Source organism: Paraburkholderia sp. GV068 (genome assembly GCF_003058125.1).
Taxonomy (GTDB): domain Bacteria; phylum Pseudomonadota; class Gammaproteobacteria; order Burkholderiales; family Burkholderiaceae; genus Paraburkholderia; species Paraburkholderia graminis.
This window is the reverse complement of record NZ_QBUB01000007.1, coordinates 233,297-257,461: the sequence shown is the minus strand read 5'-3', so window position 1 is coordinate 257,461 and position 24,165 is coordinate 233,297. Positions and strand designations below refer to the sequence as shown.

At 64.7% G+C, this 24,165-nt stretch carries 16 protein-coding genes; 12 read left to right on the top strand and 4 right to left on the bottom strand.

The window, feature by feature from the left end:
• Positions 1-11 precede the first annotated feature (11 nt).
• From C8K18_RS16935 to C8K18_RS16895, 9 genes are all read left to right on the top strand, one after another.
• Positions 12-1,061: a GlxA family transcriptional regulator gene (locus tag C8K18_RS16935; protein WP_006051094.1), complete on the top strand. Its 1,050-nt coding sequence runs from the start codon at positions 12-14 to the stop codon at positions 1,059-1,061.
• 141 nt (positions 1,062-1,202) lie between these two features.
• Entirely contained in the window at positions 1,203-2,438 is a 1,236-nt protein-coding gene (locus C8K18_RS16930; RefSeq protein WP_029969174.1) for an aspartate aminotransferase family protein, read from the top strand.
• 68 nt (positions 2,439-2,506) lie between these two features.
• Positions 2,507-3,583, top strand: a complete 1,077-nt coding sequence (gene aruF / locus C8K18_RS16925) for an arginine/ornithine succinyltransferase subunit alpha (RefSeq protein ID WP_053857893.1) — start codon at positions 2,507-2,509, stop codon at positions 3,581-3,583.
• Complete coding sequence (gene astA, locus C8K18_RS16920) at positions 3,580-4,617, top strand: arginine N-succinyltransferase (RefSeq protein WP_107708409.1); 1,038 nt, start codon at positions 3,580-3,582, stop codon at positions 4,615-4,617. The genes aruF and astA overlap by 4 nt, the downstream gene beginning before the upstream one ends.
• Positions 4,618-4,619: 2 nt before the next feature.
• A complete protein-coding gene (astD, locus tag C8K18_RS16915; protein WP_107708520.1) occupies positions 4,620-6,083 on the top strand; it encodes a succinylglutamate-semialdehyde dehydrogenase in 1,464 nt (487 codons plus the stop codon).
• 9 nt (positions 6,084-6,092) lie between these two features.
• The gene (gene astB / locus C8K18_RS16910) at positions 6,093-7,433 is read left to right on the top strand and encodes an N-succinylarginine dihydrolase (RefSeq protein ID WP_006051089.1); all 1,341 of its coding nucleotides are present in this window, start codon (positions 6,093-6,095) and stop codon (positions 7,431-7,433) included.
• Positions 7,417-8,469, top strand: a complete 1,053-nt coding sequence (gene astE, locus C8K18_RS16905) for a succinylglutamate desuccinylase (RefSeq protein WP_029969182.1) — start codon at positions 7,417-7,419, stop codon at positions 8,467-8,469. The genes astB and astE overlap by 17 nt, the downstream gene beginning before the upstream one ends.
• A 299-nt stretch (positions 8,470-8,768) precedes the next feature.
• Positions 8,769-9,563 (top strand): ABC transporter substrate-binding protein, encoded by a 795-nt coding sequence (locus C8K18_RS16900; protein WP_053857895.1) that lies wholly within the window; start codon positions 8,769-8,771, stop codon positions 9,561-9,563.
• Between the two features lie 306 nt (positions 9,564-9,869).
• Complete coding sequence (locus tag C8K18_RS16895) at positions 9,870-11,285, top strand: EAL and HDOD domain-containing protein (protein WP_107708407.1); 1,416 nt, start codon at positions 9,870-9,872, stop codon at positions 11,283-11,285.
• A gap of 154 nt (positions 11,286-11,439) precedes the next feature.
• On the opposite strand, the gene C8K18_RS16890 is transcribed toward C8K18_RS16895, so the two are convergent.
• Complete coding sequence (locus C8K18_RS16890; RefSeq protein ID WP_006051085.1) at positions 11,440-12,897, bottom strand: HDOD domain-containing protein; 1,458 nt, start codon at positions 12,895-12,897, stop codon at positions 11,440-11,442.
• Positions 12,898-12,988: 91 nt separating this feature from the next.
• Entirely contained in the window at positions 12,989-14,827 is a 1,839-nt protein-coding gene (locus C8K18_RS16885) for a bifunctional diguanylate cyclase/phosphodiesterase (protein WP_107708405.1), read from the bottom strand.
• Positions 14,828-15,125: 298 nt separating this feature from the next.
• Here C8K18_RS16885 and C8K18_RS16880 point away from each other — a divergent pair, with 298 nt between their 5' ends.
• The 3 genes from C8K18_RS16880 to C8K18_RS16870 all read left to right on the top strand — a co-directional run bounded on the left by C8K18_RS16880 (position 15,126) and on the right by C8K18_RS16870 (position 17,665).
• Positions 15,126-16,460, top strand: a complete 1,335-nt coding sequence (locus tag C8K18_RS16880) for an EAL and HDOD domain-containing protein (RefSeq protein WP_107708404.1) — start codon at positions 15,126-15,128, stop codon at positions 16,458-16,460.
• A gap of 157 nt (positions 16,461-16,617) precedes the next feature.
• A complete protein-coding gene (locus tag C8K18_RS16875) occupies positions 16,618-17,178 on the top strand; it encodes a peroxiredoxin (RefSeq protein ID WP_006051082.1) in 561 nt (186 codons plus the stop codon).
• Between the two features lie 22 nt (positions 17,179-17,200).
• Positions 17,201-17,665, top strand: coding sequence for a hypothetical protein (locus C8K18_RS16870; RefSeq protein WP_107708402.1), 465 nt, complete (start codon positions 17,201-17,203; stop codon positions 17,663-17,665).
• A gap of 44 nt (positions 17,666-17,709) precedes the next feature.
• On the opposite strand, the gene C8K18_RS16865 is transcribed toward C8K18_RS16870, so the two are convergent.
• Together C8K18_RS16865 and C8K18_RS16860 are read right to left on the bottom strand one after the other, a co-directional pair.
• The gene (locus C8K18_RS16865; protein ID WP_107708400.1) at positions 17,710-21,030 is read right to left on the bottom strand and encodes an efflux RND transporter permease subunit; all 3,321 of its coding nucleotides are present in this window, start codon (positions 21,028-21,030) and stop codon (positions 17,710-17,712) included.
• 4 nt (positions 21,031-21,034) lie between these two features.
• Complete coding sequence (locus C8K18_RS16860) at positions 21,035-24,157, bottom strand: MdtB/MuxB family multidrug efflux RND transporter permease subunit (RefSeq protein ID WP_107708398.1); 3,123 nt, start codon at positions 24,155-24,157, stop codon at positions 21,035-21,037.
• Positions 24,158-24,165 lie beyond the last annotated feature (8 nt).

Sequence of the window (24,165 nt, the reverse complement as noted above, 5' to 3'; positions counted from 1 at the left end):
GTGATCCGCTGATGGCCCGCACGTCCAGTCCCGCACGCACCACGCAGGTTGCAATCGTCGCATTGCCGCCCGTGTCGATGTCGGGCGTCGGGCCGATTGTCGACGCGCTCAATCTCGCCAACGAAATCGACGGCCGCGCGCTGTATCGCGTGCAGGTCTGCTCGTGGGACGGCCGCGCGGTGCCGCTCGCGGGCGGAGCGCAATGGCCCGCCGACGCCGCATTCGGCGACGCGATCGCGTGCGACTGGCTGATCGTCATCACGGAACGCTTTCAGCAATTTGCCGACTATCGGCTGTTTCTCGCGAGCCTTGCGCGCGTCGGGCAACGCACGCCGCTCGTCACCGGTATTCATCACGGCGTGTGGTGGCTCGCGATGGCGGGGCAATTGTCGGGCTATCGCGTGAGCGTGAACTGGGAAACCTATCAGCAGTTCGCCGAGCAGTTCGAGCGCTCCATCGTCACGCAGCAGATTTTCGAAATCGACCGCGATCGCGCGACTTGCGCGGGCGGTCAGGCCACCGTCGACTTCATGCTCGCGATGATCGGCCGCGAACACGGCCCCGAACTCGCGGATCGCATCGCGGATACGCTCGGCGTCGGCGTGTTGCGCGCGGGCGAGGAACGTCAGCGCATTCCGTTCGTGACCGCGCCGGGCGAGCGCCATCCGCGTCTGAACGATGCGTTGATGCTGATGGAAGCGAATATCGAAGACCCGCTCACCACCGACGAAATCGCCGGTCTCGTCGGCGTTTCGCGGCGGCAACTGGAGCGCCTCTTTCGCCAGTATCTCGGCTCGATGCCGTCCAAATACTACTTGGGTCTGCGCCTTTCGAAAGCGCGCACGCAATTGCAGCGCACCAGCAAATCGGTCGTGCAGATCAGCCTCGCGTGCGGATTTTCGTCGGCGGCGCACTTTTCGAATGCATACCGCGAGCGCTTCGGCGTGACGCCGCGCGAGGATCGCCGCAACTGGCTCGACCGGCAGACGGGCGCGGGCGGCGCGGCGGCGAGCGAGCCGCGCGCGGGCGCGTTGATCGAGCGGCCGGATCTCGCGGATTGAAAGCATCTCGGCTCGCGGCGGGCGCCGCTCGCAGCGCGCCGCGAGGTGGAAGCTCATAGAAAGCGTCGCGTATGCGCAAGACGTATCGCGCGCGGTTTCCTACACTACCTGTATTACCTCTCACCGTAACGAGGATTTGCCATGAACGACCTGACTGTGACACGCAAGACCTTCGACGAAGTCATGGTGCCGGTATTCGCGCCCGCCGCCTTCGTGCCGGATCGCGGTCTCGGCTCACGCGTCTGGGATACGCAGGGCCGCGACTATATCGACTTCGCCGGCGGCATCGCCGTCACCGCGCTCGGTCACGCGCATCCCGAACTGCTGAAAGTTTTGCAGGAGCAGGGCAGCAAGCTGTGGCATATCGGCAATGGCTACACGAACGAGCCGGTGTTGCGTCTTGCGAAACGTCTCGAAGACCTGACCTTCGCGGACCGCGCGTTCTTCGCGAACTCGGGCGCCGAAGCGAACGAAGCGGCGCTGAAGCTCGCACGCCGCGTCGCGTTCGACCGCCACGGCGCCGAGAAATTCGAAGTGATCTCGTTCACGCAGTCGTTTCATGGCCGCACGTTCTTCACTGTCAGCGTCGGCGGTCAGCCGAAGTATTCGGAAGGCTTCGGACCGGTGCCGCAAGGCATCGTGCATTTGCCGTACAACGACATCGAGGCCGCGAAGAAGGCGATTGGCGCGAAGACCTGCGCGGTGATCGTCGAGCCGATTCAGGGGGAGGGCGGGGTGATTCCGGCCGATCCGGCGTTCCTGAAAGCGCTGCGCGAAGCCTGCGACCAGCACGGCGCGCTGCTGATTTTCGACGAAGTGCAAACGGGCGTGGGCCGCAGCGGCTACTTCTACGCGTATCAGGACACCGGCGTCACGCCGGACATTTTGACCACCGCGAAGGCGCTCGGCAACGGCTTCCCGATCGGCGCGATGCTGACCACGAACGAACTGGCCGCGCATTTCAAGGTCGGCGTGCATGGCACCACGTATGGCGGCAATCCGCTTGGCTCGGCCATCGCGGAGAAGGTGGTCGAACTGGTTAGCGATCCGAAGCTCCTCGAAGGCGTGCGCACGCGCAGCGACGTGCTGAGGGGTCATCTCGCGAAGCTCAACGAGCGCTTCGGCCTCTTCACCGAAGTGCGCGGCAAGGGCCTGTTGATCGGCGCCGAATTGACGGATGCGTACAAGGGCCGCGCGAAAGACTTCGTCACGGCCGCGGGCCAGCATGGCGTGATCATGCTGATGGCGGGACCGGACGTGTTGCGCTTCGTGCCGTCGCTGATCATGCCGCTCGACGACATGAACGAAGGCTTCGAACGGCTCGCGAAAGCGATTGCCGAAGTGGTCGGCGCGAAGGCCGAAGCGGCGTCGAAATAAAACGGCGCGTTCAACGCCTCGCACCGACGCATAGGGGAACTCATGCGTCACATTCAACAGGAACGATGATGCTCTTCGTACGCCCCGGCCGCCTCGCCGATCTCGATGCGCTCGAACATATGGCGCGCACCGCGCAACCGGTGCTGCATTCCCTGCCGCACGACCGGCGCGCGCTCGAGGCACGCGTCGCGCTGTCGGAAGATTCGTTTCGCGCGGACGTCGACTTTCCGGGCGAGGAGTTCTATCTGTTCGTGCTCGAAGACAGCGAGACCGGCAAACTGATGGGCACGGCGAGCATCATTGCGGCGGCGGGTTATTCGGACCCGTTCTACGCGTTTCGTAACGACGCGCTGATTCATGCGTCGCGCGAATTGCACGTGAACCGCAAGATTCACGCGCTCACCATGTCGCATGAACTGACGGGCAAGAGCCGGCTCGCGGGCTATTACATCGACCCGTCGCTGCGTGGCGACGCCGCTGCGCATCTGCTGTCGCGCGCGCGCATGATGTACATCGCCGCGAATCGCAGGCGCTTTACGTCCGAGGTGTTCTCGCTGCTGCTCGGCGTGACCGACGAGCATGGCGTGTCGCCATTCTGGGAAGCGGTGGGGCGCAAGTTCTTCGGCCGCGATTTTGCCGACATCGAAATCGAATCGGGCGGACGCAGCCGAACGTTTATCGCCGAAGTGATGCCGACGTATCCGATCTATGTGCCTTTGCTGCCCGAAGCCGCGCAGCGCGTGCTCGGCGAGCCGGATTCGAACGCTCTACTGGCGTATGAAATCCATCTGGAAGAAGGCTTCGAGACGGACCGCTTCATCGATATTTTCGACGCGGGGCCGGTGCTCACCGCGCAGGTGGACCGCAGTGCGTCGGTCGCGCGCAATGAAACGCGCGTCGTGCACGAGACGGCCGCAGCCGCGAGCGGCGCTGCGTATCTGATCGCGCACAACGGCGTGGATGGCGAATTCCGCTGCGTGCTCGGCGATCTGCCGTCGACGAAAAGCGAAGGGGCACCCCTCGCGCAGGCGGCGCGGGCGGCACTCGGCGTGCAGGACGGCAATGCGGTGCGTTGCGCGCCGCTGCATCGTCCGGGAGACGAAGAAGATCAACAGCAGCACGAACAATCGGGAGACGCGCAATGATCGTCGTTCGCGTTGTGCAACGAGGCGATGTGGACGCGTTGATGCGGCTCGCGCAGGAAACCGGCCCAGGCCTCACCACCTTCAAGCCGGACCGCGAAGCGCTTGCCGCACGCGTCGAACGGGCGCGCCGCACGATGGAAGACAAGGCCGCGCCGCATGAAGCAGGCTACTTCTTCGTGATGGAAGACACGCAAACCGGCGACGTCGCCGGCGTCTGCGGCATCGAAGCGGCTGTCGGCCTGCAGCAGCCGTTCTACAACTATCGCGTGAGCACGGTGGTGCACGCGAGCCAGGACCTCGGCATCTGGACGCGCATGCGCGCGCTCAACATCTCGCATGACCTGACGGGTTACGCCGAAGTGTGCTCGCTGTTTCTGAGCCCGCGTTATCGCACGAGCGGAGTGGGCGGCCTGCTGTCGCGTTCGCGCTTCATGTTTCTTGCGCAGTTTCGCGAGCGCTTTCCGCAGCGTTTGTGCGCGGAATTGCGCGGCCATTTCGATGAGCAAGGCACGTCGCCGTTCTGGCGCGCGGTCGGCTCGCATTTCTATCAGATCGACTTCAACGCGGCCGATTACCTCAGTTCTCATGGACGCAAGGCGTTTCTTGCCGAGCTGATGCCGCGCTATCCGGTGTATGTCGAGTTGCTGCCTGAAGAAGCGCAGCAATGCGTCGGCCTCACGCATAGCGACACGATTCCGGCGCGCCGCATGCTCGAAGCGGAAGGGCTGCGCTACGAGAACCACGTCGATATTTTCGATGCCGGTCCGGTGCTCGAGTGCCATATCTCCGACTTGCGCACGGTGCGCGAAAGCGTGATGGTGCCGCTCGAAATGGCCGACGTGCCGGCGGGCGCGCCGCAGGATGCGCCGCGTTCAATGGTGTCGAACACGTCGCTCGGCGATTTTCGCGTGGGCGTGGCGGCGGGCGTGCCGCAAGACGGCGTGTTCCGCATGAACGCGATCGAAGCGTCGGCACTCGGCGTCAAGGCAGGCGACCCGGTGCGGGTGCTGCCGCTGAAACATAAACAGGGATGATCATGAGCGAGCTTTTCATCGGCGGCGAATGGGCTGCCGGCACAGGACCCGCATTCGCGTCGCGCAACCCCGGTACGGGCGCGACGGTGTGGGAAGGCAATAGCGCGTCCGCGGACGACGTGGATCGCGCGGTGCGCGGCGCACGGCGAGCGTTCGCGGCATGGTCGGCGCTGAGTCTCGATGAGCGTTGCGCGGTGGTGCGCCGTTTCGCCGCGCTCGTCACCGAACGCAAGGAAGCGCTCGCTGAAGCGATCGGCCGCGAGACCGGCAAGCCGCTGTGGGAAGCGCGCACCGAAGCGGCTTCGATGGCCGCGAAAGTCGAGATTTCGATTCAGGCGTACAACGAGCGCACCGGCGAAAAGCGTTCGTCGATGGCGGACGGCACCGCGGTTTTGCGGCATCGTCCGCATGGCGTGGTCGCCGTGTTCGGGCCGTATAACTTTCCTGGGCATCTGCCGAACGGGCATATCGTGCCGGCGCTGATCGCGGGCAATGCGGTCGTGTTCAAGCCGTCCGAACTCGCGCCGGGCGTCGCCGCGCTGACCGTGCAAATCTGGGCCGATGCGGGCTTGCCGGCCGGCGTGCTGAACCTCGTGCAGGGCGAGAAGGACACGGGCGTTGCGCTAGCGAATCATCGGCAGATCGACGGTCTGTTCTTCACCGGTAGTTCGGATACCGGAACGTTGTTGCACAAGCAGTTCGGCGGACGGCCGGAGATCGTGCTCGCGCTCGAAATGGGCGGCAACAATCCGCTCGTGATCGGGCCGGTCGCGGACATCGACGCCGCCGTGCATCACACGATCCAGTCGGCGTTTCTGTCGGCGGGGCAGCGCTGCACTTGCGCACGCCGCATTTTCGTACCGAACGACGCGTTCGGCGAGCGCTTTCTCGCGCGCTTCGTCGAGGTGAGTTCGCGCATCAGCGTCGGCGAATATAACGCCGAGCCGCAGCCTTTCATGGGCGCGGTGATCTCGGCGCGCGCGGCCTCGCGCCTCGTCGCGGCGCAGGAACGCTTGCTCGCGGATGGCGCACATGCGTTGCTGAAAATGGAGCAGCGCGATCCGAAGCTCGGCTTCGTCACGCCGGCCATTCTCGACGTGAGCGCCGTGAAGAATCTGCCCGACGAGGAACACTTCGGGCCGCTCGCGCAGATCATCCGTTACGACAGCTTTAACGAAGCGCTCGAAAAAGCCAACGACACCGAGTTCGGTTTGTCCGCGGGCCTGCTCGCCGACGACGAATCGCTGTGGACGCATTTCCAGCGCACCATCCGCGCGGGCATCGTCAACTGGAACCGGCCGACCAACGGCGCGTCGTCGGGTGCGCCGTTCGGCGGGCCGGGGCGTTCGGGCAATCACCGGCCGAGCGCTTATTACGCGGCCGATTACTGCGCGTATCCGATGGCGTCGGTTGAAAGCGCGCAACTGCAAATGCCCGCGAGCGTCTCGCCGGGCCTTCAATTCTAAGGATCGACGATGCAAGCCACTGAAGCCAATTTCGACGGCCTGGTCGGCCCGACGCACAACTATGCGGGGCTGTCGTTCGGCAACGTCGCGTCGCAGAACAACGAGAAGTCGGTTGCGAATCCGAAGGCGGCCGCGAAGCAGGGTCTGCGCAAGATGAAGCAGTTGGCCGATCTCGGCTTTCATCAGGGCGTGCTGCCGCCGCAGGAGCGGCCGTCGGTGCGTCTGTTGCGCGAGCTCGGTTTTTCCGGCGACGATGCCACGGTGATCGCCAACGTGGCGAAGAATGCGCCCGAGTTGCTGGCCGCCGCGAGTTCGGCTTCGGCGATGTGGACCGCGAATGCCGCGACCGTGAGTCCGTCCGCCGACACGCACGACGGCCGCGTGCATTTCACGCCGGCCAATCTGTGCAGCAAACTGCATCGCGCGATCGAACACGAATCGACGCGCCGCACGTTGCGCGCGATTTTCAGCGACGCCGATCGCTTCGCGGTGCATGAGGCTTTGCCCGGCACGCCCGCGCTCGGCGATGAAGGTGCGGCGAACCACACGCGCTTTAGCGCGGAATATGGCGCACGTGGCGTCGAATTCTTCGTGTACGGCCGCAGCGAGTATCGCCGCGGACCCGAGCCGAAACGCTTTCCCGCGCGTCAGACGTTCGAAGCGAGCCGCGCGGTCGCGCATCGTCATGGCTTGCAGGAAGAAGCAACTGTCTACGCGCAACAGAATCCCGAAGTGATCGACGCAGGCGTTTTTCATAACGACGTGATCGCGGTCGGCAATCGCAATACGCTGTTCTGTCATCAGCTTGCGTTTGTCGAACAGCAGGCGGTGTACGACGAGTTGCGCGCGAAACTCGCTGGCCTGAAGGCGGACTTCAACGTGATCGAAGTGCCCGATGCACAGGTGAACGTGGCGGACGCGGTCTCGTCGTATCTGTTCAACAGCCAGTTGCTGACGCGCCCCGACGGCAAGCAGGTGCTGGTGGTACCGCAGGAGTGCCGCGAAAATCCGCGCGTGGCCGCGTATCTGGACGATCTGACGTCGCACACGGGTCCGATCGACGAGGTGCTCGTGTTCGATCTGCGCGAAAGCATGAAGAACGGCGGCGGGCCGGCGTGCCTGCGTCTGCGTGTGGTGCTGAACGAAGCGGAGCGCGCGGCGGTCACACGCGGCGTGTGGATCGACGACACGTTGTTCGGGCGGCTCGATACGTGGATCGAAAAGCATTATCGCGACCGTCTCGCACCGTCTGATCTCGCCGATCCTAAACTGCTCGTCGAGTCGCGCACCGCGCTCGATGAACTCACGCAGATTCTCGGCCTCGGATCGCTCTATGACTTCCAGCGCTGAGCGCGGCGAGCCGGTCGCAATGCTCGACGATTTCCTCGCCTATACGCTCGCGGGCACGCGGCCTGCCGCGAACGACATGCAAGGCACGTGCGCCGGCGGCGTGCGCTGGTCGTGGCTCGATGACGGCGTGCTGCTGCTCGAGCCGGCCGCGTCTTTGAACAACACACGCAGCGTGCTTGCATCGGCCGGCGTGCATGGCGACGAAACCGCGCCGATCGAACTGCTGTCGCATCTCGTGCGCGACATCGCGCGCGGCGACGCAGCGTTGACCTGCCGCCTGCTCGCGATCCTCGGCAATGTCGATGCGATGCGCGACGCGTGCCGCTATCGCGACGACGATCTCAATCGCCTCTTCAGCGGCCGGCATCTGCAACTGCCGCACAGTCACGAGGCGCCGCGCGCCGCGGCGCTCGAGCGGGCCGCTGTGCAGTTCTTCGATGCCGCTTCGAAAGAGCCGGGCGCGCGCTGGCATATCGACATGCACACGGCGATCCGCGCGTCCGCGTTCGAGCGCTTCGCGCTGCTGCCGCATACGGGCAGGCCATTTTCGCGCGCGATGTTCGAGTGGCTCGGCGAGGCGCGCATTAGCGCAGTGCTGTTGCACACCACGAAGGGCAACACGTACTCGCATTTCACCGCGCAGGCTTGCGCTGCCGACGCGTGCACGCTGGAACTCGGCAAGGTGCGTCCGTTCGGCCAGAACGACCTCACGCGTTTTGCGGGCGCGGATCAGGCGTTGCGTCATCTGCTCGCGGGCACGAATGGCAATACGCAAGCGGAACTGCCGCGCGCCTTCACGGTGATCGACCAGATCACGAAGCAAAGCGACGCGTTCGAATTGCTGGTCGCGCCCGATGTCGCGAACTTCACGCCGTTCGCGAAGCACACCTTGCTCGCACGCGATGGCGACTATCGCTACGTCGTGCAGCATGACGAAGAGCGCCTCGTGTTTCCGAATGCGACGGTGAAGCCCGGTTTGCGCGCGGGCTTGATGGTGATCGAGACGACTGAAGAGACGCACGGCGCGCTCGTCTAGCGGCGCGATGTGTAAAGACACGAAGGCGCATACTATTCGCGCCGGTTGAGCTCGTTGCATTGCTTGCGCCACCGCGACATCAACTTGCAGCTTTGCGCTTCAGCGCTGCCCCGCGCTCGCGACGCAGCCTTCACCCCAACGCCACGCAGCCGCGGCAAACGAGCCTGTACAATCCCCGCCTCGCGGCTGTTGCGCTGCACCACAACGGCCGCGCGAGTTTGAATCGCATTTTTGGCGCGGCAATCATGCCTGTCCGGATTCGGCTCCGTCCTGTTCAATACCGTAGAGGAACACCCGTAATGAAGATGAATTGGCGAAACACGGCTGCGCTCGCGCTATTCGCGACGGCAACGCTCACGGCAGCGTCCGCTTCGGCGGCGGACATCAAGGAAGTGCGCTTCGGTGTCGAGGCGTCGTATGCGCCGTTCGAATCGAAGTCGCCGTCGGGCGAACTGCAGGGCTTCGACATCGACGTCGGCAATGCCGTGTGCGCGAAGCTGAAGGCGAAGTGCGTGTGGGTCGAGAATTCGTTCGACGGCCTGATTCCCGCGTTGCAGGCGCGCAAATTCAACGCGATCAACTCGGACATGACGATCACCGAGCAGCGTCGTCAGGCCATCGACTTCACCGACCCGATCTACACGATCCCGAATCAGATGATCGCGAAGAAGGGCAGCGGCTTGCAGCCGACGCCCGCGTCGCTGAAGGGCAAGCACGTCGGCGTGCTGCAGGGCACGATTCAGGAAACCTATGCGAAGGCGCGTTGGGCGCCGGCCGGTGTCGACGTCGTGCCGTATCAGACGCAGGATCAGATCTACGCGGACCTCTCGTCCGGGCGTCTGGATGCATCGTTCCAGGACGCGGAAGCGGCATCGAAGGGCTTTCTGAAGAAGCCGCAAGGCGCGGGCTTCGAGTTCGCTGGACCGGCCGTCACGGACGAAAAGCTGCTCGGCGCGGGCGTGGGCTTCGGCATTCGCCGCGGCGACAAGGCGTTGAAGGATGCGTTGAACCAGGCGCTGAAGGAACTGAAGGCCGACGGCACGATCGACCGTTTCGCGGCGAAATACTTCGACGTGAAAGTGGTGCTGAAGTAACGCGTTGCTGCTTGACGCCTCAACAAAAAACGGCCGCTGCTTGCGGCCGTTTTGCATGGTGCGCGTGGTTGTCCGCCTCGTCATGGGCGTTATCGGCTTTGTCCACTTGCCAAATATTTCCAGATATTGTTTTGTGGACATGTGCGCGCAAGACAGCCTGCGCTAAAATCGCCGGGCGCGCTGCGATGGCGAAGTTGCCGTCGCCAACGCGACGTCGCAAACGATAAACACGCCGCGCGCGTTGCCGTGCGGCGAAAACCACAAGACAGCAGCAAGCGCCGGGGCGGCGCCTCGCGGGGGACCACAATGAGCACCATTGCAGTCGAAAATCCGGGCCGTGCATATGCCAGCGACACCAGCGACGCCAGCGACGCCACGGACGATGCGCAGTTGAACGCCAGCTTCGCGCGGCAGCCCATCCTCAATCGGGACGGCATGCTGTGCGGCTACGAGCTAAAGATACGCGCGCCGGAAGCGCCGGCAGAGGCGCAGTTCGACCTCGGCTCTGAGGCAGACACCGAAAGCGGCGCAGACGATCAAGACGATCAAGACCCGCGAGCCGGGCGGGCGCCCACGCCCGCGCAACGCGTGGCCCGCGCGATCATCCGCGGACTGGTCGAGAGCAATGTGCGCAACGCGCTGACCGGGCATCCTGCGTATATCGACACGAACCGCGACATGCTGTTCGACGACGCAATCGAGCGGCTGCCCGCCGAGCGCTTTCTGTTCGAACTGCCGCCCGACATGCACGTCGACGACGATCTGATCGCGCGCATCGTGCTGCTGCATGGCCGGCGCTATCGCTTCGTGCTCGACGACGTCACGCAGCCCAACGAGACTTTCGCGAAGCTCTTGCCCTACGCGGAAGCCATCAAGATCGACATCACGCGCGCGCCCGCCGCGCTGCTGCCCAAGCTGACGAGCGTGCTCAAATCGGCGGGCAAGCTGCTGATCGCAGCGGGGCTCGACGCGCAAGCCGATTTCGAAACGGCGCACGGCCTCGGGTTCGACCGCTTCCAGGGCTACTTCTTCGCGCGTCCGCAAACCTCGTTGACGCGCCGTGTCAGCGCACCGCGCCACGCGTTGCTCAATCTGCTGCAATTGCTCGCCGGCGACCCGACCGTCGCGCAGCTCGAAGCGGAGCTCAAGCTCAATCCGGTGCTGGTGATGCATCTGATGAAGCTCGCGAATTCGAGCGGCTTCGCGGTCGGCCATAAGGTCACGACGCTGCGCGAGGCGATCAACGCAACCGGCACCGACCGCATCGCGCGCTGGACGCAGTTGCTGTTGTATGCGGACGGCCGCAAGGTCGCGCTCGAAGACGATCCTCTGCTGCAACTCGCGGCCACGCGCGCGCGTTTCATGGAACTGGCGATCGAGCGTCTGCCGGACGCGGGCCGCGACGAAGCGGACGCGGCCTTTCTCACGGGTGTGTTTTCATTCGTCGATGCGGTGTTCGGCGGCTCGCTCGAAAGCACGCTTAATGTGCTGACGTTGTCGCGTCCGATTCAGGCGGCGATTCTGCATCGCGAGGGCGTGCTCGGCCAACTGCTCGCCGCCGTCGAGGCGTTGGAAAACGGCGCGTGGGACACGCTCGCCGCGCGCTGCGCGCAGCTTGCGCCGTTGACGATCGAAGAGGTCGCGCAAATGGGACTCGCGGCCGGCGCCTGGGCAGGCGTCGCGGACCGCAGCGCGGAAGGGTTGGAAAGAATCGAGGACTGAGGCCGCACCTGCGACGAAGCCGGCATGCAGCGCATGCCGGCTTCAAAATCAGCCTTGGAAATCAGCTTCGCAATTCAGCTTAAAAACACCTGGCGTCGGGCAAACACAGAAAACTGCAGACTCACGCGACGTGATCAGCGATCACGCCACGTCTTTACATCGTCTCCATTTCCCGCATCTGCCCCAGGCCGAAAAAACGGCCTAACTCCCTGGCCAGTTCGTTCAGCACGCTCATCTCCTTCTGCGAGATACGGCGTGGCTCCTGCGTATGAGACCAGTCGCCATACAGCAACGCGACCGTCTGGTCCGTTTCATCCACCACGGGTAACAGCACGAAGGCGCGGGCGTCGTCGAACGAACGGCGGAACCACTCGGGCAGCCGCGCGACCATTTTCGGATCGCGCGCATTTTCGATGAAGATGCCCACCGAATTCGCGATGGCCAGATGGAACACATCGGGCTCGAACGCGGAGCTGAACGTGAGCTTGGGCAGCGCCGCGTCGATTTTCGGGCCGAGGCCGAGACGTGCGCGGAACGTGCCGTTGCTGTGCTTGACGAATACCACGGTGCGCGCAAAGCCGAGCGCCGCGAGAACCGTTTCCGACGCCATGCCGAGGGCCGGCGCGAGCGAGCTGCTGTCAGGCAGATTGCGCAAATCCTGGACGCCCGCCGCAATGCGCGACTCGGGGTCCAGCGCCTCGCGCGCCATTGCGTCCGCATTCGCGCGCAACTCGACGATCTCGCGCATCACGCCGTCGCCGCCTTCCTCGCGCGCCAACGCCACGCTCATTTCGAGCAGCACTTCGGGATCGGTGTTGAGCGCGCGGCTATATTCCTGCGCGAGCTCGGCGATGCGCTCCTCGCGCTCGAAGTCGGGCATGTTCTGCTGCGTGAGGACGTCCGCGACCGCCGTCGAATAATTGGTGATCGCGCGCAGCCACTGCACCTGGCGCGGCTGTTCGGTGTCTTGCGGATCGAACTCGCCCATGCCCGAGCGGATCATGTCGGGCAGGCGCCAGCGCACCGCGGCTTCGGCGCCGATTTCGTCGAACGTCACGCCGAGCACCAGCACGCACGCATCCGCTTCGAGCGTGCCGCCTTCGATGTGCCGGCGAATCTGATCCCATTCCGCGTCGAGATAGAACACCACCAGCAGCTTGCCGATTTGCCGCATCAGCGTGCAGACCACGGCTTCCTCGCCGGCACGCAGATCGCCGCGCTCCGTCAGCTTGCGCGCGACGCAGCCCGACAGCAGCGTGCGGTTCAGTTCGAGTTTCGCGTCGATGCGGCGCGGCGCGCTGTGATGAAAGTGATCGACGATCTTCAGGCCGACGACGAGATGACCGACCGCGTCCATGCCGAGCACCATCAACGCGCGCGACACCGTGGTGATATTGCCGCCGAACGCCATGTACATGGCCGAGTTCGCGAGCCGCAGCACTTTTTGCGTCAATGCGAAGTCCGACAGCACCACCTGCACGAGGCCGGTGAAGTCGAGGTCGTCGTTGTTCATTGCCGCCATGGTGGTGCGCAACGACTGCGACAGCATGGGGAAATCGCCGCGCTCGCTCATTCGCGTCCAGAGCCGGTCGAGCACCGCCGCCTTTACCATGTGAGTCCCGCAAAAGCCATACGTGTTCCAATGAATGCCATGCCGGCGCGAGGCCGGCTGATGCCGCTGCTTGAGCGCTTGAGCCGCACCGCTATGCGCTGTGCAGATGAAGCGAACGCGCTTCGAAACGCTGCGCCAGTTCGTCGGAGGGCAGCGCCTTGCAGACGAGCCATCCCTGTATGTGGTCACATCCCATTTCGGTGAGCAGGCTGCGCTGCGCTTCCGTTTCGACGCCCTCGGCGACCAGTTCGAGGTCGAGCGTCTGGGCGAGCCCGACCACTGCGCTGACGATCGCCTGATCGTTCCGGGAGGTTAGCAGATTCTCGACAAAACTCCTGTCGATCTTAAGTTTTGCAAGGGGAAACCGTTGCAGGTAAGCCAGGCTCGAATAGCCGGTGCCGAAATCGTCGACGGCGAAGCGGATGCCCATCGCCGTTAGATCCTCGAGCAGCACCTTCGCGTGCGCCGGGTCGTGCATCAGCAGGCTTTCGGTGATCTCGAACACGAGGCGCCGCGGATCGATGCCGGTCAGCTCGATCGCCTCGCGCACGGCGTCCTTGAAGCGCGGGTCGCGGAACTGCTGCGGCGACACGTTGACCGCGACGTATTGCAGCGAGATGCCGCGCGCGTCCCACTGGATCAACTGCATGCAGGCGACCTTGAGCACCCAGTTGCCGAGGAAGTTGATGAGCCCGACCGACTCCGCGAGCGGAATGAACATCGACGGCGGCACGAGTCCATGCACCGGATGCATCCAGCGGATCAGCGCCTCGACGCCGACCACGCCGTGCGTGCGGCTGCTCGTGATCGGCTGGAAGTGCAGCGAGAACTCGCCGTTGCGCACGCCGTCGTACAGATCGGCCTCCAGCTTCAGGCGCTCGGCGTCGGCGGGATTGTCGTCCGGCACGTAGAACGCGAGCGTATTGCCGCCCGCCGACTTCGCCTGCAGCAGCGCGTGATCGGCCCAGCGCAGCAGATGGGTGTCGTGCGCGGCGGTGTCGTTGGCGTGACGCACGTCCGGATAGAGCGCAATGCCGATGCTCGCGGACAGATGCACCTGCTGGCCGCTGAAGACATACGGCTGCTGGATCGCGGTCAACAGACGCCGCGCCAGCGCTTCGGCGGCGGCCGCGGCGTCGGTGCGGTTCGCGGCGGGCTTCACGAGAATCGCGAACTCGTCGCTGGCCACGCGCGCCACCGTCTCGTTCGGTCCCGTCATGTTCAGGATGCGCCGCGCCGTGTCGCGCAGCATGTCGTCGCCGGCGTCGTAGCCGAGCGCGCGGTTCACGCGCTGATAATCGTCGATGTCGAGCAGCAGCAGCGCGGCGGGCGTGCCGTGCGCGTCGGCCTGCTGCTGCGCCTCGAGCAGCGCGGGAATCAGCGCCGACTGGTTGGCGAGATTGGTCAGCCGGTCCAGATGCAGCGCCTGGATCAGGCGCTCTTCGCTTGCGCGCCACGCGGACACGTCGAAGCCGGCGATCGCAAAGCCGTCGATGCCGTTATGGCTGTTGCGCACCACACGCAGCTCGACGGTGATCGGATAGGTCAGCGACTTGATGAGCCCAAGCGTCGCCTTCTCGACATTGCCGGAGGCCGAGGCGCGAACCAGCAGCGCGTCGAGCCGCGCGACGTCGGCCTGCGCCACCAGCTCATGCAGCGTGATCGTCTCCAGATACTCGCGGTGATAGCCGATAAAGCGCAGGCTCGCGTCCGAAACATAGATAAAGCGCAGGTCGGTGTCCACGTGCGCCAGCAGGTCCACGGCGCCGACCACGTGCTCGAAGTGCAGCGCGGCGGGCGGCTCGGCTTGCGGTCGGGCTTGCGGCCTGGATTGCGGCTTCTGTTCGACGCGCCGGCCAAGCGCCAGAAGCCGGTCGACGACCGTGCGCAAGGAGCCCCGGCGGGGCGCGGTGATCCTGTTCGCTTCCATGTTTGTCGCTGGCAACCTGTGTTCGTCTGCGGGCGGAGCGGTTTGACGGTCCGCCAGGTGAGGGCGGTGAAAAACTATCAGGCCGCCCCATCAGGACTAGATAACGGCCTGCGCCCTGGAATCTTTAGTGCTTGCGCGAGAAAAACATCCCGTAAGGGACGAGACTGCGCGCGGCGGCAATTCCCAACCGCCGATTCCGTTAAAGTGCGGTTGCCTCACGTCCGTTAATACGGCAAACCCCCTGTGCGGTGGCGCGCGCCGCTGCCGTGCAGTCCTTCGAAAGCTGCATCGACGATCCATGTCTGAACTACATCTGGTCAGGGCCTCCGCCCGGCGCATCGAGGTGCGCGACGCGTCCGGCGACGATCCCGACGCGGCTGCCGCCCCGCAGTTCGTTTATCTGGGCCGGCAGCCGATCCTCGATCGCCAGGGCGCGCTCAACGCGTACGAGCTGCTGTTCCGGGCCGGCGCCCACAATTACGCCGAGGTGACCAACGACGCGCAGGCGACCGCGCAGGTGGTGGCGCGCGCGCTCGGCGGAATCGGCGTGCCGGCCGTGCTCGGCCCGCATCGCGGCTTCGTGAACATCGACCGGACCATGCTGTTCGACGACATCGTGCATGTGATGCCGCCCGAGCGCTTCGTGCTTGAGATCCTCGAAACCGTTCAGTTCGACGCGCAACTCGGCCGCCGGCTCGGCGAGCTGCGGCGCGGCGGCTTCCAGGTCGCGCTCGACGACGTGACCGCGCTGTCCGACGAACTGCTCGCGATGCTGCCGCATGCGGACATCGTCAAGATCGACTTTTTGCAGACCGAGCGCGCGCATTTGCCCGAGCTTGCGGCCGCGATGCGCGGCCAGGGCAAGACGCTGATCGCGGAGAAAGTGGAGACGCGCGAAGACTTCGCGCTGGCTCGCGATCTCGGCTTCGATCTGTTCCAGGGCTATTTTTTCGCGCGGCCGCAAGTGCTGGCCGCGCCGCGCAACCGCTCGCCGCGGCCGGGTTTGCTGCGTCTGCTCGCGCTGCTTTCGCGCGATGCGGGCATCGTCGAACTCGAAGCCGAACTGAAGCTGAATCCGAGCGTGGTCGTGCAACTGCTGCGGCTCGTCAATTCGAGCGCGTTTGGTCTCGGACGCAATATCGCGTCGTTGCGCGAGGCGATCATCGCGACCGGCACGCGGCAGATCGCGCGCTGGGCGCAACTGCTGCTTTACGCGGACAGCGGCGATCTGCCGTGGCGCGCCGATCCGCTTGTGCAACTGGCGGCCACGCGCTCGCGCTTCATGGAGCTGGCGGCAAGCTGGATGCGTCCCGCCGACGACGAATTTGCCGACGCCGCGTTCATGACCGGCATCTTTTCGCTCGTCCATGTGCTGCTCGGCACGACGCCGAAGGCCGTGCTCGAGAAGCTCGGTCTCGCGGCGCAGATCCGCGAGGCGATCGTCGAACTGCGTGGGCCGCTCGGCATGCTGTTGCGTATCGCGGAGGCGGCCGGCGAGGGCGCCGACGCGGCGTCGATCGCGCGCTCGGCGGATGCGCCGCCGGAATTCGCCGCGCTCACGCCGGAGATACTGGCCGAGCTGAATCTGTCGGCGGCCGCGTGGTTCGGCGCGCATGTGCAGGAAGCCGCCTGATTCTTTGCCCCTGGTTCTTTGCCCGGCGCCGATTGCTGCATGCGGCGCTGCGTTCCGCGCGTGTTTTTCGCGTACGTGGTCCAATAGAGCACAAGGCCGACGGACTCCTTTGCGAGGGAGACGCCGTGCATCAACGCAACGCTCAAAGGATCAGCCGATGAAACGAAAACTCCTGCCCGCCGTGCTGGCCGCTGCCGTGTCGGTGGCATGCGCCGCCTGGTCGTTGACCGCGGGCGCGACGCTCAAGCCCGGCGACACCGCGCCGCAGTTCACCGCGCAGGCGTCGCTCGGCGGCAAGACGTACACGTATTCGCTCGCCGACCAGCTCAAGAAAGGACCGGTGGTGCTGTACTTCTACCCGGCGGCTTTCACGAAGGGCTGCACGATCGAGGCGCATGAATTCGCCGAGGCCGTCGACGAATACAGCAAATACGGCGCGACGGTGATCGGCGTGTCGCACGACAACATCGACACGTTGACGAAGTTCTCCGTCAGCGAGTGCCGCAGCAAATTCCCGGTGGCGGCGGACGCGGAGTCGAAGGTGATCGGCGCCTACGACGCGGGCCTGCCGATGCATAGCTCGATGGCCAATCGCGTGTCGTACGTGATCGCGCCGGACGGCAAGATCATCTACGAATACACGAGCCTTTCGCCCGAAAAGCATGTCGAGAACACGCTGAAGGCCGTGAAGGATTGGGCCGCGGCGCACAAGCAATAAGGCTTTTTGTCGAGAGTTCGCGATGCCGATTCTGATTGCACTACTTGCGCTGATCGCGCTCGTGTATGGCGCCGTGCGTGCGTTCGACGCGTTACAGGCGGCGGCGGGGACGGCGGTCGCCGTGGGCGTTGCCGTGCTGGTAGCGCTGCTGCTGATGGCCGCGCTCGCCTATTGGCTGCGCCGCCGCAAGGAAGTCGCGCCGAATATTCATGACGGCAACTGGACGCATGCGCTCGACGGCAGTTGGGGCTCGGTGCGGCTCGCAGCGGGTCAGCGCTTCTGCGAGATTCGCGTCGGCGCTGAGCACGGCGCGTATATCTTCGCGGATCTGCTTGGCGCGGATGTCGAGCGTCGCGAAACGCAATGGCAACTCGCGCTGAAGGTGAAGGACGCCGCTCACGGCCTGTGGCTGCTGCCGATGCAGAACGAGCGGCAGGCAAAGCAATGGCAGCGCATTTTTCTGCTCGCGATGGAGCAGAAGCTTTAGCGTTGCCCGGCTTCAAAGCCCGCCGCGCATCCCATGCAAGAACCTCACGCAGACGGTGCGACACCGCCTCTGCGCGCCTTCCTCGACTCCCACCGCACGCGAATCCGGTCCATATAAAGGTAGACCACCGGCGTGGTGTAGAGCGTGAGCATCTGACTCATGATGAGCCCGCCGACAATCGCAATGCCGAGCGGCGCGCGCAACTCCGCGCCTTCGCCGCGTCCGAACGCGAGCGGCAACGCGCCGAGCATCGCGGCGAAGGTCGTCATCATGATCGGGCGAAAGCGCAACAGGCACGCCTCGCGAATCGCGTCGCTCGACGAGCGGCCGTGGCGCGACGCTTCGATTGCGAAGTCCACCATCATGATCGCGTTTTTCTTGACGATGCCGATCAGCAGAATCACGCCGATCAACGCGATGATGCTGAAGTCGGTCTTGAAGAGCAGCAGCGCGAGCAAGGCGCCCACGCCCGCCGAGGGCAGCGTCGACAGAATGGTGAGCGGGTGGATATAGCTCTCATACAGAATGCCGAGCACGATATACACGGCGGCGAGCGCGGCCAGAATCAGGATCGGCTGATCCGACATGGACTGCTGGAACGCCTGCGCGGTGCCCTGGAAACTGCCGTGTATCGTCGCCGGCATGCCGATCTCGGCCATGGTCTGGTAGATCGCGTCGGTCGCCGTGGAAAGCGACACGCCGGGCGGCAGATTGAACGAGATGGTCGATGCGACGAACTGGCTCTGGTGATTCACCGAGAGCGGCGTGTTGCCGGGCCCGAAGCTCGCAATGGCCGACAACGGCACCATCGTTTCCTTCGATGTGGACACCGCCGCGCCCGACGATGCGCTCGACTTGCCGCTCGTCGCAATCGAGTTGATCGCCTGGTTGCGCGCGGAATCCGCGGCAATGGAGGCGGCGCTCGATGCAGTCGTGCCCGCCGTGCCGCCCGCCGAAGCGCTAGTGGACGACGACGTGGACGTGGTCTCCTTCGTCACGGTTCCGGCCGGCGCGTTGGTGGTCTGCGCGCCGCTCGCGCTGCCGCCCGACGTGCTGATGTAGACCTGCTTGAGCATGTCCGGGCTTTGCCAGTACTTCGGCGCGACTTCCATCACAACGTGATACTGGTTGAGCGGGTTGTAGATCGTCGACACCTGGCGCTGGCCGAACGCGTCGTACAGCGTGTTGTCGATCTGCGCGGGCTTGATGCCGAGGCGCGCGGCGCTCGCGCGGTCGATCGTCACCATCGCTTCGAGGCCGCCTTGCTGCTGGTCGGAGTTGACGTCGGCCAGTTCCTTGCGCGCTTGTAGCGCCTCAGTCAGCTTCGGTCCCCACAGGTACAGGTCGGGCGTGGAATCGGCGAGCAGCGTGAACTGGTATTGCGCATTCGACTGCCGACCGCCCACGCGAATGTCCTGCACCGCTTGCAGGAAAGTGCGCGCGCCCGCCACGTCGCCGAGCGGCGCGCGCAGTTGCTGGATCACCTGATCGGCGGAAATCTTGCGCTCGCTCTTCGGCTTCAGCGAGACGAACATGAAGCCCGAATTGGTCTGCCGGCCGCCGGTGAAACCGACCACGCTATCCACCGCCGGATTCTTGCCGACGATGTCCATCATTTGCGAGAACTTGCCTTTCATCGCCTGGAACGACGTGCTCTGGTCCGCCTGAATGCCGCCGATGAGCCGCCCGGTGTCCTGCTGCGGAAAGAAGCCCTTGGGCACGATGATGTAGAGCCACACATTGAGGCCGATGGTCGCGAGCAGCACCATCAGGATCAGCCGCGGATGCAGCAGCGCCCAGCCGAGCGTGCGTTCGTAGCCGCGCTGCATCGACGCAAAGCCGCGTTCGAGCCAGCGCCCGAAGCGGCCTTCCTCTTTCTGTTCGTGCGGCTCGCGCAAGAGGCGCGAGCACATCATGGGCGTGAGCGTGAGCGAGACGATCAGCGACACGCCGATTGCGAGCGACAGCGTCAGCGCGAATTCGCGGAACAGCCGTCCGACGATGCCGCCCATCAGCAGGATAGGCAGAAAGACGGCGACGAGCGAGATGCTGATCGACATCACCGTGAAGCCGACTTCGCGCGCGCCGAGGAACGCGGCCTTCATGCGCGGCACGCCGTTCTCGATATGACGCGAGATGTTTTCCAGCACCACGATGGCGTCGTCCACCACGAAGCCGGTCGCGATGGTCAAGGCCATCAGCGAGAGGTTGTCGATGGAAAAGCCGAGCAGATACATCGCGCCGAACGTGCCGATGATCGAGATCGGCACGGCCACGCTCGGAATAAGCGTCGCGCGCCAGTTGCGCAGGAACAGGAACACCACCATCACGACGAGCGCGACGGCGATCATCAGCGTGTACTGCGTGTCCTTGAGCGACGCGCGGATCGTGGTCGAGCGGTCGGCGGTCGGCGTGATGTCCACGTCGGCGGGCAGCGACGCGTGCAGTTGCGGCAGCATCGCGGTGACGCGGTCGATTGTCTCGATGATGTTCGCGCCCGGCTGCCGGTACAGAATCACGAGCACCGAGCGCTTGCCGTTGAAGAGACCGAGGTTGCGCAGGTCTTCGACGGAATCGACCACTTCGGCGACATCCGAGAGTCTGACCGCCGAGCCGTTGCGATACGCGATCACGAGGTCGCGATATTGCGACGCCTTGCTCGCCTGGTCGTTCGTGTAGATCTGCACGCGGTTCGCGCCGAACTCGATGGAGCCCTTGGGACTGTTCGCGTTGGCCGCGGCGAGCGCGGCGCGCACGTCCTCGAGACCGATGCCGTAGTGGAACAGCGCCTGCGGTTCCAGTTCGACGCGCACCGCGGGATTGGCCGACCCGCTCACGTCCACTTCGCCGACACCTTCGACTTGCGACAGCGACTGCTGCAGGACGGTCGCCGCGGAGTCGTACAACTGGCCGGCGGTCAGCGTTTTCGACGTCAGCGCGAGAATCATGATCGGCGCGTCGGCGGGATTCACCTTGTGGTACGTCGGGTTGCTGCGCAGGCTCGCCGGCAGGTCGGCGCGCGCGGCGTTGATGGCCGCCTGCACGTCGCGCGCGGCGCCGTCGATATTGCGGTTCAGGCCGAACTGCATCGTGATGCGCGCGGAGCCGACCGAACTCATCGAGGTCATTTCGGTGACGTCGGCGATCGAACCGAGATGCCGTTCGAGCGGACTCGCGACGCTGGTGGCGACCGTATCGGGGCTCGCGCCCGGCAACGACGCCTGGATCGAAATGGTCGGGAAATCCACTTGCGGCAGCGGCGCGACCGGCAACTTCATGAACGCGAAGATGCCAGACAGCGCAATGCCGATTGCGAGCAGCGTGGTCGCGACGGGGCGCGAGATAAAAGGACGCGACAGGTTCATCGCATCAGTTCCCTGCGTCGGTCGCGCCGGCCGTCGGGCCGCCGCGATTGAACCGTTCGCGCGCGCGGCGTGCGAGCGAGTCGAACGCGAGATAGATCACCGGCGTGGTGAACAAGGTCAGCAACTGGCTCACGATCAGACCGCCGGCAATCGCGATGCCGAGCGGCCGGCGCAACTCCGAACCTGCGCCGGTGCCGAGCATCAGCGGCAGCGCGCCGAGCAGCGCCGCGAGCGTGGTCATCAGAATCGGCCGGAAGCGCAGCAGACACGCCTGGTAAATCGCCTCGCGCGGCGCCTTGCCTTCTTCACGTTCGGCGTAGAGCGCGAAGTCGATCATCATGATCGCGTTCTTCTTCACGATACCGATCAGCAGCACGATGCCGATAATGCCGATGATGTCGAGATCGTGACCCGTGATCAGCAGCGCGAGCAACGCGCCCACGCCCGCCGAGGGCAGCGTCGACAGAATCGTGATCGGGTGAATGAAGCTCTCGTACAGCACGCCGAGCACGATATACATCGTGACGATGGCGGCCAGAATCAGGAACAGTTCGTTCGACAGCGAGGCCTGGAACGCGAGCGCCGCGCCCTGATAACGCGTCTGGAACGACGCCGGCAAGCCGATGTCTTTCTGCGCCTGGTCGATCGCCTTCACGGCCGCGCCGAGCGACGAACCGGGCGCGAGATTGAACGAGACCGTGGTCGCGGGGAACTGGCTCAGGTGCGTGACGAGCAGCGGCGCCGGCCTTTCGATGAACTTCGCGATGGCCGAGAGCGGCACCTGGCCGCCGGACGACGTGGAAGAGGGCAGATAGATCGAATTCAGCGACTCGGTGTAATGCTGCATCGACGGCTGCGCTTCCAGAATCACGCGGTACTGGTTCGACTGCGTGAAGATAGTCGAGACGATGCGCTGGCCGAATGCGTCGTAAAGCGCGCTGTCCACGGTGGCGGGTGTGATGCCGTAACGCGACGCGGTCGCGCGGTCGATCTCGACATACACCGACTGGCCGTTGTCCTGCAGGTCGGTGGCGACATCGGCGAGTTCGGGCGCCTGTTTGAGCCGCTCGACGAGCTTCGGCACCCACGTTGTGAACTCGCTCATGTTCGGGTCCGTGAGCATGAACTGATACTGCGTGGGGCTGACGGTCGAATCGATTGTCAGATCCTGCACCGGCTGCATGTACAGCGACGCGCCCGCGATATGCGCGACGTCCTGCTGCAATTGCCGGATCACTTCGCTTGCGGTGCTGCTGCGGTCGTCGCGCGGTTTCAGGTTGATCAGCATGCGGCCGCTGTTCAACGTGATATTGCTGCCGTCCACGCCGATGAACGAGGTCAGGCTTCGCACATCCGGGTTCTTCAGGATCTGGGCGGCGAGTTCCTGCTGACGCTCGGCCATCGACGCATACGACACCGACTGCGGCGCCTGCGTGATCGCCTGGATCACGCCCGTGTCCTGCACCGGGAAGAAGCCCTTCGGAATGAACACGTAAAGCAGCGCCGTCAACACGAGCGTGAGCACCGCGACGACCAGCGTGGAGCGCTCGCGATCGAGCACCCAGGTGAGCGCGACCGCGTAACGCGCGATGACCCAGTCGATTGCGCGGTGCGCGCGCGCCTCGAAGCGGTGGCTTTCGTGCGGCGGCGTGTGGCGCAGCAGCTTCGCGCACATCATCGGCACGAGCGTGAGCGACACGATCGCCGAAATCACGATGGTCACGGCGAGCGTGATTGCGAACTCATGGAACAGGCGGCCGACCACGTCGCCCATAAACAGCAGCGGGATCAACACGGCGATCAGCGAGACGGTCAGCGAAATGATCGTGAAGCCGATCTGCTTCGAGCCTTTCAGCGCGGCTTCGAGCGGCGGCTCGCCTTCTTCCACGTAACGCGCGATGTTCTCGATCATCACGATCGCGTCGTCGACCACGAAGCCGGTCGCGATGGTCAGCGCCATCAGCGATAAATTGTCCAGCGAGAAGCCGCACAGGTACATCACGGCGAGCGTGCCGATCAGCGAAAGCGGCACCGAGAGACTCGGAATGATGGTCGCGTAGACGTTGGCGAGAAAGAGGTACATGACCAGCACGACGAGCACGACCGACATGGCCAGTTCGAACTGCACGTCGCGCACGGAGGCGCGGATCGTCGTGGTGCGGTCGGTGACGGTGCGCACTTCGAGCGCGGCGGGCAGCGACTGCTGCAATTGCGGCAGCAACTTCTTGATGTTGTCCACCACCTGAATCACGTTCGCGCCAGGCTGGCGCTGCACGTTCAGAATGATCGCGGGCGTGCCGTCGACCCACGCGCCCAGCTTGGTGTTTTCCGGACCCTGCACGATGGTCGCGACGTCGGTCAGCATCACCGGGCGGCCGCTCTTGTACGCGACCACCGCGCTCTTGTAGGCGTCGGCGTCGGTCAACTGGTCGTTCGCGTTGATCGTGTAGTTGCGCGTCGGACCGTCGAAGTTGCCCTTCGGCGTGTTGACGTTCAGGTTCGAGATGGTGGTGCGCAGGTCGTCGAGATTCAGGCCGTACGCGGCAAGCGCGCGCGGGTTCGCCTGAATCCGCACGGCCGGCCGCTGACCGCCGGAAAGACTCACGAGACCCACGCCCGCGACCTGCGAGATTTTCTGCGCGAGACGCGTGTCGGCGAGATCCTGAACCTGCGTGAGCGGCAAGGTTTTCGACGTGATCGCGAGCGTGAGGATCGGCGCGTCGGCGGGATTCACCTTCGCGTAGATCGGCGGCGCGGGGAGGTCGGACGGCAGCAGGTTGCCTGCTGCGTTGATCGCGGCCTGCACTTCCTGCTCGGCGATGTCGAGCGGCAGATCGAGGTTGAATTGCAGCGTGATGATCGACGAGCCGGCCGAGCTTTGCGACGACATCTGATTGAGCGACGGCATCTGTCCGAACTGACGCTCGAGCGGCGCAGTCACGGATGACGTCATCACGTCCGGGCTCGCGCCCGGATAGAACGTCTGCACCTGGATGGTCGGATAGTCGACCTGGGGCAGCGCCGAGAGCGGCAAAAAGCGCAGCGCGACGAGGCCGACCAGCATGATTGCCGCCATCAGCAGCGCGGTGCCGACGGGACGCAGAATAAAAGCGCGGGATGGATTCATGCGGTAAG